This window comes from Mesorhizobium loti (genome assembly GCA_014189435.1).
GTDB lineage: Bacteria > Pseudomonadota > Alphaproteobacteria > Rhizobiales > Rhizobiaceae > Mesorhizobium > Mesorhizobium loti_G.
In genome coordinates this window covers 168,709-185,066 of sequence record CP050294.1, presented here as the reverse complement: position 1 = coordinate 185,066, position 16,358 = coordinate 168,709, and the positions used below count along the sequence as shown (strand labels likewise).

Sequence of the window (16,358 nt, the reverse complement as noted above, 5' to 3'; positions counted from 1 at the left end):
AAACACCGAAGGGTTGCCGAAAACTTTGCAGCACATCCGTCTTAGCGGGCACTTGTCGTCAGGTTCTCGACAGCTTCTCTATGTCAGATGCAAGCCCAGCTTCAAACGCGCTTATATTGCTGAAAGTGAGAACGGATGGATTTCACCTCAACCAAGCGGGTGCGCGGACAATCGAACAGGGCCGGCCTGCAAGATAGCTCACGTGCGGCTCCGTTCGCAGGTGCGGCCGCGTTTGAGCGGCAACTGAGCGAGATCGCCAATTCAGGTGGAGGTGGTGGAGCAATGCCGACCGGCTCGGCGCCGCAGCCGCCTCAGTTTGTGAAAAGGCTCAGCAATCGCCCTCTTCACCCCGGGGATTCTGAGTCTATTTCGGCCCTTGAGGCGGCCCTCATCAAGGGCAACGCCGCCGAGAACACCACCAAGTTCTATTTAGGTTCTCTTCTCCGCTTTGGCCACTGGCTTTTCGTAAACAACAAAGACACCATTAAGGATCGGCTCGATCACGAGTCGCTGGCCGATGATGCGCGCGAGTTCATCGGAAAGCGTAATCCCAAGACACTCCTTACGGCAATAGATCATCTCCGGACCTCGCAGTCGACGGGCGGAATCGTGCCGATCGCAGGCTGCGCTGAGTTGATTCCGTATCCTCAGGATGTGGCCCTGATCGATGAGTACAAAAACGAAGTGGCGACAAATACCGGCAAGAGGTATGCAGCTGATCTTAGGAGCTTCAGTGACTACCTGCGTCAAAACAACAAGGAGGGCATTGCTGGTCGGCTTTCCGGCAAGAAGCTGGATGGAGATGTCAAGGGCTATAAAGAGGACGCCGGTGGTCATCGGAACATCGGTTACGCACTGACTGATCTCCGAAAATCGCAGGCCGGCGTTAAAGCGATGGAGCTCGAGCGCCGGGTTCCCCTCGTTCCTATTCCCGTGGACGCGGCACTGATGGAGCCGACGCGGGTCGGCGAGGCGATTGCGCAGCACAGCGCGTCGCAGGAAGCTGTCAGTTGGCCAAAGGAGCTTCGGGCACAGCAGGATAATCAACCAGCCCCGTCATTTTTCATCGCTCCAGGGAAGTTGCCCGCTGGGCCGGATAACCTTAACAGCATCGGGGCGGGCGCTTTCGGAGCAGCCGGCTCTCGGCACGCTGGGGTTCAGGCTGCCGCCCGGCCGTCGTTAGCGCTTAGCGAACAGCAGATTCGCCGCTCGCCTGGCGCGCCTGGCGCGCCTGACAGGGGCAACCTCCTGCCAACCGAGTGGGTCAACATCAACAATGAACATTCCACAGCGCTGTTGAGGCCAGCGAAGCGGCAGAGGAACCTGAATGCGCCGCCAGCCGTCGCCATTCAGCAGCAGCTGAGCGGGATCGGCAATTTAGGCGGCCGCAGGCCGATCCAGCCCTCCACCTACGAGGTGGGCGCATTGATGCCCGGGAGCGAGTCCGAATACATCCCAAGGCTGCAGTCGGAGCCTAGAGGCATCGGAGGCGCCACTGCGCAGCACAGTGCCCCGCATGACGCTATCGCTTCGCGATCCGTCGTTCCTATGGAAGATTACGATCAGGATCTACTTTGGGAGGGAGTGGATAAGGCCGGCCCACTGCCATCTCTAGGGTCAAGTGCGAGCCATTATCAGCCGCCGGCTTCTGCAGGAGCCGTTCATGCTTTGAACGGGCGCCACGACTACCAGTCGGCCGCGGACGAGTTGGCCGGGAGCAACGTCCTGCCGAGGCGGCAGGACGGCGGGTTCGAGGCAATGGTCCATCAGAATCCGCCCACACCATTCGAGCTCAATGCTTGGGTTCCAGCGCCTGATTTTCCGCCGCCGTTTACCGGGCCAGTACCGGTTCATCACCAGGGCGCTCGACAACCCGGCGCGCCGCAGGGGCTTTCTCCCGTGCCAGCCTCCTCGGACGATGAAGCTTTGGCGTGGTTGGGCGAGGAGTTGGTGCAGCGGCGGATCCAAGAACCGGCGTTACCATCAGCGGCCCACTTGCCCGTGCAAAGTTTCGGTGAGGAGCGGCTTTTGGGTAGTGCCGCGGATCGGGCCGATGAGGATGGCGCGCCGGCGAAGAGGCAGAGGACACTAAACAATCGGCAAGAAGTCGCCGTTCAGGGGCTGCTGAGCGAAAGCGGTAATTCAAGCGCTCGCGTGCTGATGCAGCCCGCCACCTGGTTGCGGCCCGCTGTCAACGAAGCGCAGATCGGGCGGGGCCGAATCAACAACCCTGATGCGCCGGAGAAAGATCTTGACGGATTCAAGCGTCCTTCCAATGTGACCCAAAATTCAACACTGGTTACCGTGGGTGGCGACAGGCGTGCTCTTTGTTCCAAAGATGCGTCCCTTATCGGAGTGCTGGAGGAAGCGCTCCGCAAGGGCAAGGTAGCGGAGACCACCTTCAAGTACAATGTAAATCCTCTTTTGCAGTTCGCTCGTTGGCTCGTTGACAGCGGAAAGCAGGGCTTTGCTACTCGCCTTGACGAGGCGTCACTGAAACAGGATTTGAAGCAGTACGAGCGATCGGGTGGTCCGTCCCTCGAAGCGTCGATGCGCCATGTCAAGACTGCGAAGGCCGGCGGCGTGCCAATTGCAGGACACGCTCTCCGCAATCCCTATCCCCAGGACGAAGCCCTCATCAAACTGTACAATGCAACTCCGTCTGCGAAAAACGCCGACAGAGATAGAGTCATGAGGTACTCATCTGCTCTTAGACGTTTTAGTGATTTCCTGCAGAAAAATGGAAAGACGGGCATTGCCGCTCGGCTCAACGACAAGACGCTGGATGATGACGCCAAGCTCTATCCCGGTGGTTACATAGGGATCCGCGCCGCGCTGGTGCAACTGCGGCAATCGGGCGCTGGAGAGTTGGGATCTGGGGGCCATATTGCCCCTGTTCCTCGTCCCGAAGACGCGGTCGCGAGGCGCGTCGGGGAAGCTGCTGCGCCAGCGCCCTCTGCCCGGGCTCGCTCCGACATTTTCGGCGGCCTTCAATCTTTTGTTGATCTGAATGCGCCCACGCCGTCCGACTTGCGTGATGATGCTCATTCTGCACCGGTGCGTCCGCGCGGGCAGATGCTCCGCGACACGGAGTGGCAGCCCATGATGCACGGGACAGGGTCCGCCGCCGTCCCGGGGGCGGGAGGGTCCGATGACGTTCAGCCCGTCCATCGCGGTCGACTTTCGCCGATGAGTGAAGCTGCGCCAGCGCCACCGGCAAGGGCTCCCCAACCCGCCTCGCCAGTGACGGCCGGGCTGTCAGACACCTATCGCGGTGTTCCCGTGGTTGATCTGACCGCCTCCTCCGATGCTGAGATCGAAGCCTTGGATGCGACCGCATTGGCCGAGGCGACGGTGCTCGGCGCCACCGAACACCTGAGCGACGCCCATATCGGCAGGGATTACCTGTTGCTGGAGCAGGAACTGCAGGGGGCCAATCCAGCGCTCGCCGCCCGGACGCGGCTGCTGGAAGGGCTGATATCCGTGCAACTGCGTTCGCCCCACCTGGACGAGCAGCAGGTGCAAAGCAGATTGCAGGGCATCTATGGTCGCGACAACGACACAGCCGACTTCCTGTTCCTGCCGGTGAACAATGCCAGTCCTGATGATCTTAGTTCCCTCGGCACCCATTGGTCACTGCTGTTCGTTGATCGCCGCAACCGGGAAAGAGCGGTCGCCTATCACTACGACTCCGCCGGGCACTGCAACCGCCGCATTGCACAACAGCTAGCAGAAATCATGAAGGCTACCCTGGTGACACCCGCCATGGCCCAGCAGGACAACCTTGTTGATTGCGGCGTCTATGTGCTGGACGGCACGTGGGCGCTGGTTGGACGATTGATCGGCGGGGAGGGGCCGGACCACCAGCCGCTGCCCCTTGACGACCTCGTCGCTGATCGGCAGGCGCTGCAAGACCGGCTGAGGAGGCGTTTGCCGCACGAGGAAGAGCCCCGGCAGCTGTGAATGATGAAACCGCCTTCCCATCAATGATGGAATTCGAGCCAGCGGAACTCCGGCGACGGCATCGTAAACTTAACGTGCCAAGGCCAAGGAGAGGGCATCGCGTTGAAAGTACGCCAAACAACGCGGCCTTTATCAACCAAAGACAGCTACGGCCGATTTGAAGGTGATGCCGCCATCGGGGATGTGTCGCAAACTTTTCGGTAACTTGACTGGGGCATGACAGCTCTTCGATTTTCGGGAGCGCTCAATGTTCAAAGGCAGGCACTTCGATCGATCCGTGATCCTTCAGTGCGTGCGGTGGTATCTGGCCTACAATCTGAGCTTGCGTGATCTGGAAGAGATGATGGCCGAGCGAGGCCTGAACGTCGACCACTCCACCGTGCATCGTTGGGTCGTCCACTTCTCGCCCCAGCTTCTGGAGCGTTTCAACAAACGCAAGCGGACCGTCACCGGCAAGTGGCATATGGACGGCGTTGGTGCATGGGTCCGGACTTGAGCGGATGTCGATCTTTGAAGCGGCAGACTATGCTGTGGCCGCCTTGCGGCGGGCGGATTTCGGGCGTGCGCAGGCAAGCATGCGGTTGAGGACGGCGCAGCCGATGGCGACTTCGGTCTGCTGAACGGGAAGCGACCGTGCCCGCAAACGCCGCCCGATGGTGGACTTGTATCGCCCTATGGCGGTCTCGACCAGCGAGCGTTTGCCATAACCGTTGGAGACCTGCCATTTCATCCGGCCGTCTCTGCCGATTGCGGGTAAGCGATGCGCCAAGGCACCTTGCAAGAGGCCGATGAACATGGAGTTTTCGAGCCATGACATTGGAACATGCAAGGGGCGATATGGTCGCCGAGTTAAGCGGCGCCGCGGCGACCGAAGAGCTTACAACGGTGCGCGGGCGCGTGCGGCAACGAAGGCTGTGGAGTTGCACTGAGAAGCGCGCGTTGGTCGATCTGGCGAGCGCGGCGGGGTCGTCGGTGACCGAGGTCGCGGAGGCGTTCGGCGTAGCTCCGTCACAGCTCTATGCCTGGCGCAAGCAGATGGCCGGCGGCGAGCTCGAGGCCGATCAGGCGATGGCAACTTTCGCGCGGATCGAAGTGAACGATCTGCCCGAGGTCGAGCGTCCCGTCGCCGATTGCCCGGACCCGGCCGGCAGGATCGTCGTGGCCTTTCCGAACGGCGCGCGATTGCGGATCGAGGGGACCGTCGATCCGACGGCGCTACGTATCGTCCTGGCGGAGTTGACCAGTTGATCACAGTGGTGCCGACCGACCGGATTTACTTGTGCTGCGGTGAGACCGATATGCGCCGCGGGATCAACAGCCTGGCGCGGATGGTGCAGCAGGTGCTCGCGCTCGACCCGCATACCGGCGCGATCTTCTGCTTCCGTGGACGCAAGGGTCATATCATCAAGGTTTTGGCGCATGACGACCAGGGGTTCTGCCTTTTTACAAAACGGCTTTCCGATGGTTGTTTCGCCTGGCCGACCACCAAGGATCAGGTGACCGTGTCGCTCACTAAGGCACAGCTTTCGCTACTTTTGGACGGGATCGATTGGCGCCGGCCGAACAAGATTTATCGACCACGTCTGGCCGGCTAAATTCGGCCGTTCTCATTGATTTTGTGTCGATTTTGCTTCCGTAGACGAGGTCTTTCGGGTATGTAATTTGGGTGTCGGAACAAGCTCCCTCCATCGCTGATTTCCTCGCCCGGATCGCCACTCTGGAGGCGGCGGTTTGTGCCCGTGACATCGCCATTGCCGAACGGGATGAGCAGCTGCGAAGAGAGCGCGCCGAGGCCGCGCTTCGCATCCAGCGCCTGCAGCTGCGGATCGATCGCTTCAACCGCAAGGCCTTCGGCCGCTCCTCCGAGAAGCTCGGCCAGATGCAGCTCGAACTCGAAGATCTCGAGACCGATTTCGCCGCCAGCGTGCCCGATCTCGAACTGCCTATCGTCGCGGACAGCGACAAGGTGCGGGTGTTGCCGGTGCGTAAGCTCAACCCGAACCTGCCGCGCAAGCGGGTCGTTCGCGAGCCCTCTTGCGCATGTTGCCCGGGCTGCGGCGGCGATCTTCGCGCCATGGGCGAAGATGGCGACGAGATGCTCGATCTGGTGGCTCAGGCCTGGCAGGTGATCGAGACCATTAGACCCAAGTACAGCTGCCGGACCTGCGATAAAATCATCCAGGCGCCCGCACCAGCCAAGGCCATTGCACGCGGTAAGCTCAGCTATGCTGCGCTCGCCCATATCATGATGGCCAAGTGGGGTTATCATCTGCCCTTCTACCGTCAGGTACAGATGATGGCCGCCAAGGGCGTCGATATCGAGCGTTCCACGCTTGCGCGCAGCGCCGGCTACGCCGCCGCTTTGCTCGATCCCATCTACAACCGCATCCGTGAGATCGGCCGTACCCGCAGCAAGATTCACACCGACGACACGCGGCTTCCGATCCTGGCGCCCGGCACCGGCAAGACACACAAGGGCGCGCTCTGGGTTTATGTCGCCGACGACCGCAACTCGGGTTCGAAGGAGCCGCCGATCGCCTGGTATCGCGCCACCATGGGCCGCGCCGGCGAGAGCGTGATGAGCGAACTCGCCGGATTTGCCGGCACGCTCCAAGCCGACGGATTCAGCGGCTATAACCAGCTCTACAAGGGCGGCGCCATTCGAGAAGCAGCCTGCCTGGCCCATCTGCGTCGCAAGATATTCGACGTTCACGACAGCCAGCCGACCGAGCTCAGCACGACGGCGATGGCCGGTATCCAGGCGGTCTACCGGATCGAGGAAGAGATACGGGGACTCCCGCCCGCCGAGAGATTGGCCGCACGACGAAGTCGGACCCGACCACTGGTCCGGGCGCTGCGACGACAGCTCACGCGCCAGGGCAACGGTTTGTCGCGCCATGCGGATATTGCGAAGGCCTTCGCCTATGGCACCAGACGATGGCGCGCGTTCAATCGCTTCCTCTACGATGGCCAGCTCGAGCCCGACAACCTGATCGCGGAGCGGGCCATTCGTGGATTTACAGTCGGCCGACGCAACTGGCTTTTCTCGGGCAACTTCGCCGCGGCGGAGCGGTCAGCGGTCATGCTCAGCATCATCGAGACCTGCAAGCTCTGCGGCGTCGATGCCGAAGCCTACATGGCCGATGTCACCGAGCGCATCCAGAACGACTGGCCAGCCTCGCGATGGGATGAGCTGATGCCGTGTTGGGGTGGACGGCTCCCAACGGCATCGCGATGTGCCAGAATGAGTTCGTTGAAAGCTCAATCGAGGGAGACCGTCCGTGGAAGAGATTATCCGAATTGGTGTCGATACGTCAAAGAGCGTTTTCCAATTGCATGGCGTGAACGCAGCCGAGCAACCAATCCTGCGCAAGAAGCTTTCGCGTAGGGAGATGGTGAAATTCTTCGAGAAAGCACCACCGACCACCGTCGCACTCGAAGCTTGCGGTGGCTCTCATCATTGGGCGAGGTTGTTAGGTTCCTTTGGCCACGACGTAAAATTGATCGCGCCGCAATTGGCCAAGCCTTATGTCAAGCGCGGCAAGAACGACGCGGCGGATGCGGAAGCCTTGTGTGAGGCGATGAGCCGACCCACCATGCGCTTCGTGCCGGTAAAGAGCGCGGAACAGCAGGCTTCGTTAATGCTGGTCGGTGTGCGAGAGAGACTCATCCGCAATCGGACACAGCTTGCCAACGCTATTCGCGGTTTTGCCATGGAGTTCGGCATCGTCGCGGCCACCGGCATGTGCCGGATCGAACCGCTATTGGAGCGCATTGCGGCCGATCAAGCCCTGCCTGAATTGGCCCGCGAGCTCTTTGCCATGCATGGCGTTGAGTATCGAGACTTGCTTGCCGAAACGAAAGTCGTCGAGGAGAAATTAACCGCGTTGCATCGCTCCGATGAATGCAGCAGGCGCCTGGCCGAAATTCCGGGTGTCGGACCGGTCGGCGCGTCGCTTTTGATGATGAAGACCCCAGATCCCCGAACGTTCAAGTCAGGTCGCGATTTTGCCGCTTGGATAGGACTCACGCCCAAAGACCATTCCACCGCAGGCAAGATCAGGCTCGGGGTGATCACCCGAGCTGGCGACGAAATGCTGAGGAGCATATTGGTGGTTGGCGCAACTGCCCTTCTTCAGCATGTCAGAACAGGTCGAAGCAGACATGCTTCCCGATGGCTGATCGAACTCCTGCAACGGAAGAAACCGAAGCTTGTGGCGGTGGCGCTCGCGAATAAGATCGCCCGAATTGCCTGGAAGCTTATGGTGAGCGGCGAAACGTACCGGCGACCGGAAGAACAAACACAGGCAATTTAGGAAATTGGCCACCACGGCGAGCACGATAAAAATGCTACCGTGTTGAGCTGATGCTGTGAACTTGCAAGAGAAAAGCAGATGGTGCGATCGATCGATCCAAGACGCGTGACACTCCGCCAATTCCAGTGGCCTTTCGAGGTCGTTGCCGTGTTAGGAACACGCGTTGCGGAAACCATCTTGGCCAGTGGTCATGTGCGACCACACACAAAGGCCGCACATATGGATGCAAGCGATCCGATCAAAAATATCCGCAAAAAACACTTGCAAGTGGGAGCCGTCCACATATGGAATTGGGTGCGCCGCCAAGCGATGCCGCTCTCCTTGGCGGCATGAGCGCAATCGATGACATGGCGCTGTCGGACGAGGCGCTCGAGGCCTGGATGGCCATCAAACCCGCCCCCCGCCCGCTGGTGCGGACGATGTCGGCGCTGGATGGCTTCGTAACGGCGGCGGTCACCGGGCCGCGGTTCCCGGACCCGCAATACTGGATGTGCCCGCTCATGGGGTTGCCGCGCGACGTCTTGGCCAAAGGATCTGCAACCGATCACGCCGTGTTTGCCAGCGTCGCCAGGATCCACAACCGGATCAACGAGACGCTCTTCGACAGACCGCAGGATTATGCGCCCCGTTTCGCCACCAAGCCCAGCGGCGGCATCGACCCGCGGCCGTGGTGCCAGGGGTTCTACGCGGCCATCAATCTCAACATCAAAAAATGGAAACGGCTACTCGACCTCGACAACCCCAACCACGGCCTGCTGCTGCCGATCCTGATCTACTGCGTCGACAAAAGGGGCGGCCCGTCCTCGGCAAGCCCAGGCCAGGGCCAGAGACCGCGCGCTTCATCGAGCATGAGGCCTACAAAGACATCGCCCTCGTCATCCCCGCCCTGCGCGAACTCCACTACGTCACCCGTTATGACGATCCGCAGTGATCGGCGGCGACGCGGACCAACGGCTTCCTACTATCTACTATAGAGCACTATTTCGGGAAAGGTGCCTTGGCGCATCGCTTACGTTGCGGATGATCCGCGCAGCCGGGTTCGAGCCGCCGGCCGCGCCGCGGGTGGTCGGCATCGACGACTGGGCCTGGCGCAAGGGGCAGCGCTACGGAACGATCATCTGCGATCTGGAGCGCAACCGCGTCCTCGATCTGTTGCCCGACCGAAATGCCAACACGGTCGCGTCATGGCTGAAACGGGCACCGTAAACTTAACGCTGTGAAGACAAGATCGTAAGCGGTGCGCCAAGGCACCTTGCAAGAGGCCGATGAACATGGAGGTTTCGGGCCATGACATTGGAACATGCAAGGGGCGATATGGTCGCCGAGTTAAGCGGCGCCGCGGCGGCCGAAGATCTTACAACGGTGCCCGGGCGCGTGCGGCAACGAAGGCTGTGGAGTTGCACCGAGAAGCGCGCGTTGGTCGACCTAGCGAGCGCGGCGGGGTCGTCGGTGACCGAGGTCGCGCAAGCGTTCGGCGTAGCGTTGGTGCATGGATCTTTTGTCAACGGTTTGGCGATAGGCAGGCAGGATCGAAATCAGCTTGATTTGAGTGCCATGCCGTACAAACACAACGCAGATCGTCGTCATCACGTCGGAAAGATGACATTCAGGGTGACGAATTGGCGTGACTACGAAGCAGGTCTGCGCCGGCGTGGTAGCCTGACCTTATGGGTAACGCCGGAGGCACTGGCGGGATGGCGCGCTCCGCGACGCAAGACCCGCGGCGGCCAAGCCCGGTATTCCGATCTCGCCATTGAGACAGCGCTGACGCTGGGTTGCGTCTTCGCAATGCGGCTGCGCCAGACCGAGGGATTGCTCCACTCGCTGCTGGATCTCATGGGGCTGAAAGTCCCAGTTCCAGATCATACGACGCTGAGCCGTCGGGCACAGAAGTGGGAGCCATCAGCCCGACGAAACCCGCCGCTGCCGGACGGCCCGCTGCATGTGCTTGTCGATAGCACGGGATTGAAAGTCTACGGCGCCGGGCAATGGCTGGAGCAGAAACATGGCGCCAGATCACGTCGCAACTGGCGCAAGCTGCATCTGGCAGTGGATGCCAAAAGTGGCGCGATCATTGCCCAAAGGCTGACAGATCAGGACACGGATGATCCTTCCCAGGTGGCACCGCTGCTCGATCAGATCGACGGCGAGATCGACCAGTTCACAGCCGACGGAGCCTATGACGGCAAGCCAACCTATCGGTCTATCCTGCAGCACAGCGCAACCGCGAACATCGTCATTCCACCGCGTTCCACGGCGGTGGAAAGCCGTGATACCGGACCGCCTGGTAAAAGGGACAAGCACATTGCCGCAATCGCAGCGACGGTCGGCTGAAATGGCAGGCAGCCACCGGCTACGGCAAGCGGGCGCTGAGCGAAACAGCCATCGGACGATACAAGGGGCTGATCGGACGGGGCCTGCGAGCACGCTCTCTTCCGGCTCAACAGACCGAGGTTGCCATCGGTTGCATCGTTCTCAACCGCATGCTGGCATGGGCACGCCCGGAGTCTATCCGGCGTCAAGTCACGCAGGCATAACCAACTACATTAAAGATCGAAATGCGTTCGATTTCATATCCGCGCACCAACGCCCAAAGTGTCTGCCAAATTTCTCAGCCCAAAGTCGCACGGTCTGGTGAGAAGACGATGACGCCACGAGCTGCCAGCATATCCTCGACCATCCGCAGGCTGAGCGGAAACCGGAAATAGAGCCAAACGGCATGGGCAATCACCTGCGCCGGAAATCGGTGGCGACGATAAAGAGGATCACGGGAAAATCTGGTCATGCCGCCAGATCCCACATTTTGATCGATGCCCGGTTAACGTTACGGTGCCAGTGCGATCCATAATCCCCATAGGTTCAGGGATTCTTGCCCCTGACAAGGGCGTGAGTAATTACTTGAGTATGGCTGAAACGGCACGCTCAGATCTTCCGCAATGACAAAATCATAACCGCGTCAAAATTGTAAAGGGCGCGCGCCACAATGTAGCATAAGCTTAACAACTAAAATTATTTGGACAGTTATATACTGTGCTAACGTGTACATGTCATTTTGCACTCGGTAAGCCGCGTGTGACATCGCCATCCTCGACTAGTGAGAAACGGTAGAGAAGATAACGACCGGCGAACGAAAACTCGGCGCTTGGCTTGCCCAGCGCGAAAGGAGCCCTCGTGCAATGCAAAAAGAGCATGCGCACATCAGTGAGATCGTCGACCAGAAGGATAACGAAATGGCCAAGACCGAAGATCAAGACGTCGAAACAGTCCACTTCCCGGCATTAGACCCTGCCAAAGCCGACCAGTTGCTGGATATTTTGCCGCTTGCCAAGATTTATGATCAACGCAAGCGAGACCCTTTTGAGAGGCTCACGCTTGCGACGGCGTATATTGGTCAACGGGTGAGCATGGCCCACCAACATGAATAGAACAGGGAATCGGGCTGAGACCATGGCCGTGTCTGAAGTGCCGATGACGGCAGCCGGCGTCAACGGCGAGCATGAGAAGGCACGCGCCGACCTTGGAGTCCGTTGGCATGTGGCTGGCGTACTTCAGGGTAAGGAGTCCATAGCTGAACAACATCTTCGCCTGCAGGGTTTTGCTTCTTTCGTGCCACGTGGGGAGAGAACAGTTCGTCACGCCCGGCGGCTCTCAAAACGAATATCAGCGTATTTTCCCGGGTACATGTTTGTAGCCTTCGACGTCACTCAGCAACGCTGGCGCTCTGTCAACGGGACTATCGGTATCCGCTCTTTGATCACGCAAGGGGATAGGCCGCTTCCGGTCCCTTTTGGCTTAGTCGAGCGGTTCATTGCATTGACCGGCAAAGACGGCCTGCTTGATTTCAGCGGTGGCCTTTTGCCGGGATCTTCGGTTCGAATTGTATCAGGTCCTTTTGCGGAGTTGATAGGTCGCCTTGATAGGCTTGATCCTACAGGGCGCGCCCGGGTCCTGATCTCTTTCATGAATGGCGAAATCCCTGTCGATCTGGAGTCCAGGGGTCTTGTCGGAATTGCGTGATCAGAGGGCGTTCGTTCTCGTTTCGCAATTTCACGACTGCATGTGAAAACTTCCGGTTTCACCCGGAAGTGCGGTAGCTGTGGTTTGGCTACGTCCGATAATCCTGAGCATGAACAGGTAAAGATACGGAGCCGGGACAGGTGAATCTGGATGATAAGAAGATAGCGATTATCGGGCTCGGCTACGTCGGGCTTCCACTCGCCGTCGCCTTTGGCGTGAGGCGGCCCGTTATAGGCTTCGACATAAGCGAGGCGCGCATTGCCGCCCTAAGGCGCGGCGAGGATTCCACGCTCGAGACCGACGGAGCCGAGATATCTGCTGCTACAGGCCTGGTTTTCACGACCGACAGGACGAAACTCAAAGCCTGCGGGATCTTCATCGTCACCGTGCCGACCCCCATAGACAAGGCCAATCGCCCCGATCTGGCACCGCTTGTTGCCGCATCAAAGACAGTGGGCGAAGCGATCTCTCCGGGCGCTGTCGTTGTCTTTGAGTCGACAGTCTATCCCGGCTGTACCGAGGAAGTCTGCGCGCCGTGGATAGAGAAAACCTCAGGCCTGCGTTTCAACAAGGATTTCTTTTTGGGATACAGCCCCGAACGCGTCAATCCAGGCGATCGCGAACACCGCCTGCAAACGATCGTGAAGGTGACCAGCGGCTCGACCCCGGAAGCAGCCAACGCCATAGATGCGCTCTATGCTTCCATAGTGTCTGCGGGGACACATCTGGTCGGCAGTATCGCCGTGGCGGAAGCCGCCAAGGTCATCGAGAACACGCAGCGCGATCTCAACATCGCGCTAATGAATGAGCTTTCGCTGATCTTCGGCAGGCTGGGAATCGACACATCCGAGGTGCTGGCCGCCGCCGGTACCAAATGGAATTTCCTGCGTTTCACGCCCGGCCTGGTTGGCGGCCATTGCATAGGCGTCGACCCCTACTATCTCACGCACAAGGCGCAGGAGCTTGGCTACCACCCCGAGGTGATCCTGGCCGGCCGCCGTATCAATGACGGCATGGGGCAGCATGCTGCGGACCAAGCGGCGCGCCTGATGATGCGCAAGGGCATATCGGTCGTCGGCAGCAGGATCTTGGTTATGGGCGCGGCCTTCAAGGAAAACTGCCCGGATCTGCGCAATTCCAAAGTCGCCGACATCGTCAGTCGGCTTCAAGAATACAATGCCGTAATAGATATCTGGGACCCTTGGGTTTCGCCAGCAGAATGCGCCTATGAAGTCGGCCTTCCCAGCACGAGGAGCAAGCCCGAAGGCCGCTATGACGGAATCGTCGTGGCGGTCGGGCACAGAGAGTTCCAGACGAATGGCATTGTCGGCCTGAAGGAGCTGCGCAAGAATCCCGGAGTTATCTACGATATAAAAGGCATCTTCCCTAAGGAACATACGGATGGGCGTTTCTGATGAAGGTTCTGGTCACCGGCGCGGCCGGCTTCATCGGCTATCATGTCGCTAGGCGATTGCTGGAGCGCGGCGACGAGGTCGTTGGCATTGATAGCGTCAACGCCTATTACGACCCAGGCATCAAGGAAGGGCGCCTGAAACTCCTTCAGGAATTCAACAAGACGAACAATTCCGGCTTCCATTTCATCCGCGCCAACCTGGCCGATCGCGCCGCCGTCAAATCCTGCTTTGCCGAGCACAACTTCGACCGCGTCATCCATCTTGCCGCGCAGGCAGGCGTGCGCTTTAGTTTAGAGAATCCGCATGCCTATGTTGAGAGCAACATCATTGCTTTCACCAACATCATCGAGGCGTGCCGCCATGCTAGCGTAGCGCATTTGACCTATGCCAGCACGTCCAGCGTTTATGGTGCCAACACAAACATGCCGTTTTCCGAGCACAGGCCAGCTGATCACCCCTTGCAGTTCTACGCGGCCACCAAGCGTGCCAACGAGCTGATGGCGCACAGCTACAGCCATCTGTTCCGGTTGCCGACCACAGGCCTGCGCTTTTTCACGGTCTATGGTCCTTGGGGTCGACCCGATATGGCGCTGTTCCTGTTCACCAGGAACATCCTTGCTGGACTCCCGATTAAGCTGTTCAACAATGGCAACCACACGCGTGACTTCACCTTTGTCGAGGATATCGCTGAAGGCGTGGTGCGCGCGAGCGACCAGCCAGCCACACCCAATGATGCGTGGGACTCCTCCAATCCGGACTCGTCCACCAGCAATGCACCTTGGCGCGTTTTCAACATCGGCAATAACAATCCGGTTAAGCTGACCGACTATGTCATGGCGCTGGAAGCTGCGCTGGGCAGAAGGGCGATTGTCGAACTGTTGCCACTGCAGGCTGGCGACGTGCCCGATACCTTCGCCGACACCTCGGCGCTGGAGCAGGCCGTCGGCTACCGCCCGGGCACGTCCGTGCCCGAGGGCGTCGGCCGGTTTGTGGACTGGTATCAGGCGTATTTCGGCGGCAGCGCATTCCGATGATGAACGCTCCATGCTTTCAGCAATTTTGAAAGACTTTCATCTCGCTCCGGCGTCGACGTCAACTTGGGCCTCTCCCGACATTGATGCCCGCTGACGCATCGGCCGAATTGGCTTCGATCGGGGCGATCGTGTCGTTCGTCGTCGCCGGTCCGAAAAGGCGATTGCCACCGATCCACTTCAGTCGGCGTTCCACATAGGCCGGCGTCGAGGCTCCGACACGAGGTCGTACTAGCTGCGGCGCTCGTGAAACGCCGGCTCAGACGAACAAGGCTCAGTTGGCGACCACCTGGCTGCTTGAGGATGAGGAATGGAATCTACGGTCGGCGGCACATCATCAAGAAGAGTCCCATATTTGAGGATAATCCTTCGAATTCTGGCACGTAACCCGAATATAAAGATGGGCGAGCGGCGCGAAATCTATGATAAAGCTCAAGAGCAACTTAAGATCTCCATGGGAAATATGCGCGCTCCGCTCGACAGTGAGCTGCAGGATATCGAACTTAGGATACTAAGACAGACGATCCGTCTCTTGGAGCAAGACATTCGAGCCGGCGTAGATGTTTGGCGCGCGGGATACCAACCCGCGGAATTGGACGCGCTCATTCAAAAGAACGAACAGGCTAAAATTAACATCCAGGCACGTCGCGATTTAATGGTGATACGTGCAGAGCGAGAGACACTTAGAGCAAAGAAGGACGGCGACTACGCCGCGCTAATACAAAGCCACGACGAAACATTAGAATACATGGACGCCATTACGAACTTCAATACCAGCCTAGCTGGTAACGCAAACGACGCTCACAAACATACCTTGAGGTCGATAAAAATAATATGGGCGCTATTTATCCATAATTTCCACGCTATAAACGGAGACGGCCCATTTGCTTTTATATGGCTATTGATTCAACCGATGATTATGTTGGGAATTATTAGCTCGGTCTATTTATTGGTCGGAACTCACTACATTCTCAACATGGACGTTCCTACATTTGCCCTGCTTGGATCAGGAACGTGGGTAGCCTGCCGCATGACGATTTTTCGCGTGAGTGGGCAAATAGCTCACAACCGCGTAATGTTAAACCTGCCAATGGTTTCCCCTTTCCACCAGGGCATAACCACAGCAATACTGTACTTGATCGTTTACATGGTTTCTATTGCGCTTCTCTTCGGTATCGGCCGCTATCTTGGTGTGATATCATTGCCGGACGATATTCTTACCGCGTTTTTTTACTTCGTTGGTATGTGGCTGTGTGGCGTAAGTATAGGTTTCATTTTTGGTGTTATTATCGGGGTGTGGCCGTTTTTTGCGCGATTGACCGGCGCCGCCGAGCGTTCGTTGCAGATTGTTTCTTCGGTGTTTTACGTTACGGAGCAATTCCCAGAAGTATATAGAAACTATGTTCTTTGGAACCCCTTGAGTCATGGGATGCAACTTTTACGTGGCGCGTATTTCCATTCATATCCATGCACTGACGCAAAGCCTTCATATTTTTGGCTTGCGGTTATTTCCTTGGCTTGCTCTGCCCTTATTTTGGAGGGATGGTTCCGGCGACACGTGCAGCCGGTCTAACTGGTCTCTAGAAACGCTTGGCGGCCTTCGACAACATGGGTGA

9 protein-coding genes and 7 pseudogenes are annotated in these 16,358 nt (G+C 58.7%); 14 read left to right on the top strand and 2 right to left on the bottom strand.

Features of this window, described 5'->3' with window-relative positions; all coding sequences use genetic code 11:
• Window positions 1-1,428 precede the first annotated feature (1,428 nt).
• Entirely contained in the window at window positions 1,429-3,963 is a 2,535-nt protein-coding gene (locus HB777_35635) for a hypothetical protein (protein QND69311.1), read from the top strand.
• Window positions 3,964-4,210: 247 nt separating this feature from the next.
• A pseudogene (locus tag HB777_35630) lies at window positions 4,211-4,432 on the top strand (IS6 family transposase).
• 54 nt (window positions 4,433-4,486) lie between these two features.
• Here HB777_35630 and HB777_35625 read toward each other — a convergent pair.
• Window positions 4,487-4,714, bottom strand: a pseudogene (locus HB777_35625) (IS5/IS1182 family transposase).
• 59 nt (window positions 4,715-4,773) lie between these two features.
• Here HB777_35625 and HB777_35620 point away from each other — a divergent pair.
• The 7 genes and pseudogenes from HB777_35620 (at window position 4,774) to HB777_35590 (ending at window position 10,816) form a co-directional block, all read left to right on the top strand.
• Window positions 4,774-5,211: a transposase gene (locus HB777_35620; protein QND69130.1), complete on the top strand. Its 438-nt coding sequence runs from the start codon at window positions 4,774-4,776 to the stop codon at window positions 5,209-5,211.
• Entirely contained in the window at window positions 5,208-5,558 is a 351-nt protein-coding gene (tnpB, locus tag HB777_35615) for an IS66 family insertion sequence element accessory protein TnpB (GenBank protein ID QND69129.1), read from the top strand. The genes HB777_35620 and tnpB overlap by 4 nt, the downstream gene beginning before the upstream one ends.
• Window positions 5,559-5,629: 71 nt before the next feature.
• A pseudogene (locus tag HB777_35610) lies at window positions 5,630-7,165 on the top strand (IS66 family transposase).
• Between the two features lie 79 nt (window positions 7,166-7,244).
• The gene (locus tag HB777_35605; protein ID QND69128.1) at window positions 7,245-8,279 is read left to right on the top strand and encodes an IS110 family transposase; all 1,035 of its coding nucleotides are present in this window, start codon (window positions 7,245-7,247) and stop codon (window positions 8,277-8,279) included.
• 329 nt (window positions 8,280-8,608) lie between these two features.
• Window positions 8,609-9,210 (top strand): annotated as a pseudogene (locus HB777_35600) (UPF0149 family protein).
• An 89-nt stretch (window positions 9,211-9,299) separates the two neighbouring features.
• A pseudogene (locus tag HB777_35595) lies at window positions 9,300-9,476 on the top strand (transposase).
• 357 nt (window positions 9,477-9,833) lie between these two features.
• Window positions 9,834-10,816 (top strand): annotated as a pseudogene (locus HB777_35590) (IS5 family transposase).
• 104 nt (window positions 10,817-10,920) lie between these two features.
• Here the strand turns inward: HB777_35590 and HB777_35585 are convergent.
• Window positions 10,921-11,064: pseudogene (locus tag HB777_35585) on the bottom strand (IS6 family transposase).
• A 391-nt stretch (window positions 11,065-11,455) separates the two neighbouring features.
• Between HB777_35585 and HB777_35580 the strand changes: the two are divergent.
• From HB777_35580 to HB777_35560, 5 genes are all read left to right on the top strand, one after another.
• Window positions 11,456-11,704 (top strand): hypothetical protein, encoded by a 249-nt coding sequence (locus tag HB777_35580; protein QND69127.1) that lies wholly within the window; start codon window positions 11,456-11,458, stop codon window positions 11,702-11,704.
• 22 nt (window positions 11,705-11,726) lie between these two features.
• A complete protein-coding gene (locus tag HB777_35575) occupies window positions 11,727-12,296 on the top strand; it encodes a transcription antiterminator NusG (GenBank protein QND69126.1) in 570 nt (189 codons plus the stop codon).
• 140 nt (window positions 12,297-12,436) lie between these two features.
• Window positions 12,437-13,711 carry a nucleotide sugar dehydrogenase gene (locus tag HB777_35570; GenBank protein QND69125.1) on the top strand — a complete coding sequence of 425 codons (1,275 nt, stop codon included), beginning with the start codon at window positions 12,437-12,439 and terminating at the stop codon, window positions 13,709-13,711.
• Window positions 13,711-14,745, top strand: coding sequence for an NAD-dependent epimerase (locus HB777_35565; GenBank protein QND69124.1), 1,035 nt, complete (start codon window positions 13,711-13,713; stop codon window positions 14,743-14,745). Before HB777_35570 ends, HB777_35565 begins: the two co-directional genes overlap by 1 nt.
• A gap of 307 nt (window positions 14,746-15,052) precedes the next feature.
• On the top strand, window positions 15,053-16,315 hold the full coding sequence (locus HB777_35560) for a hypothetical protein (GenBank protein ID QND69123.1): 1,263 nt from the start codon (window positions 15,053-15,055) through the stop codon (window positions 16,313-16,315).
• The last annotated feature ends 43 nt before the right edge of the window (window positions 16,316-16,358 follow it).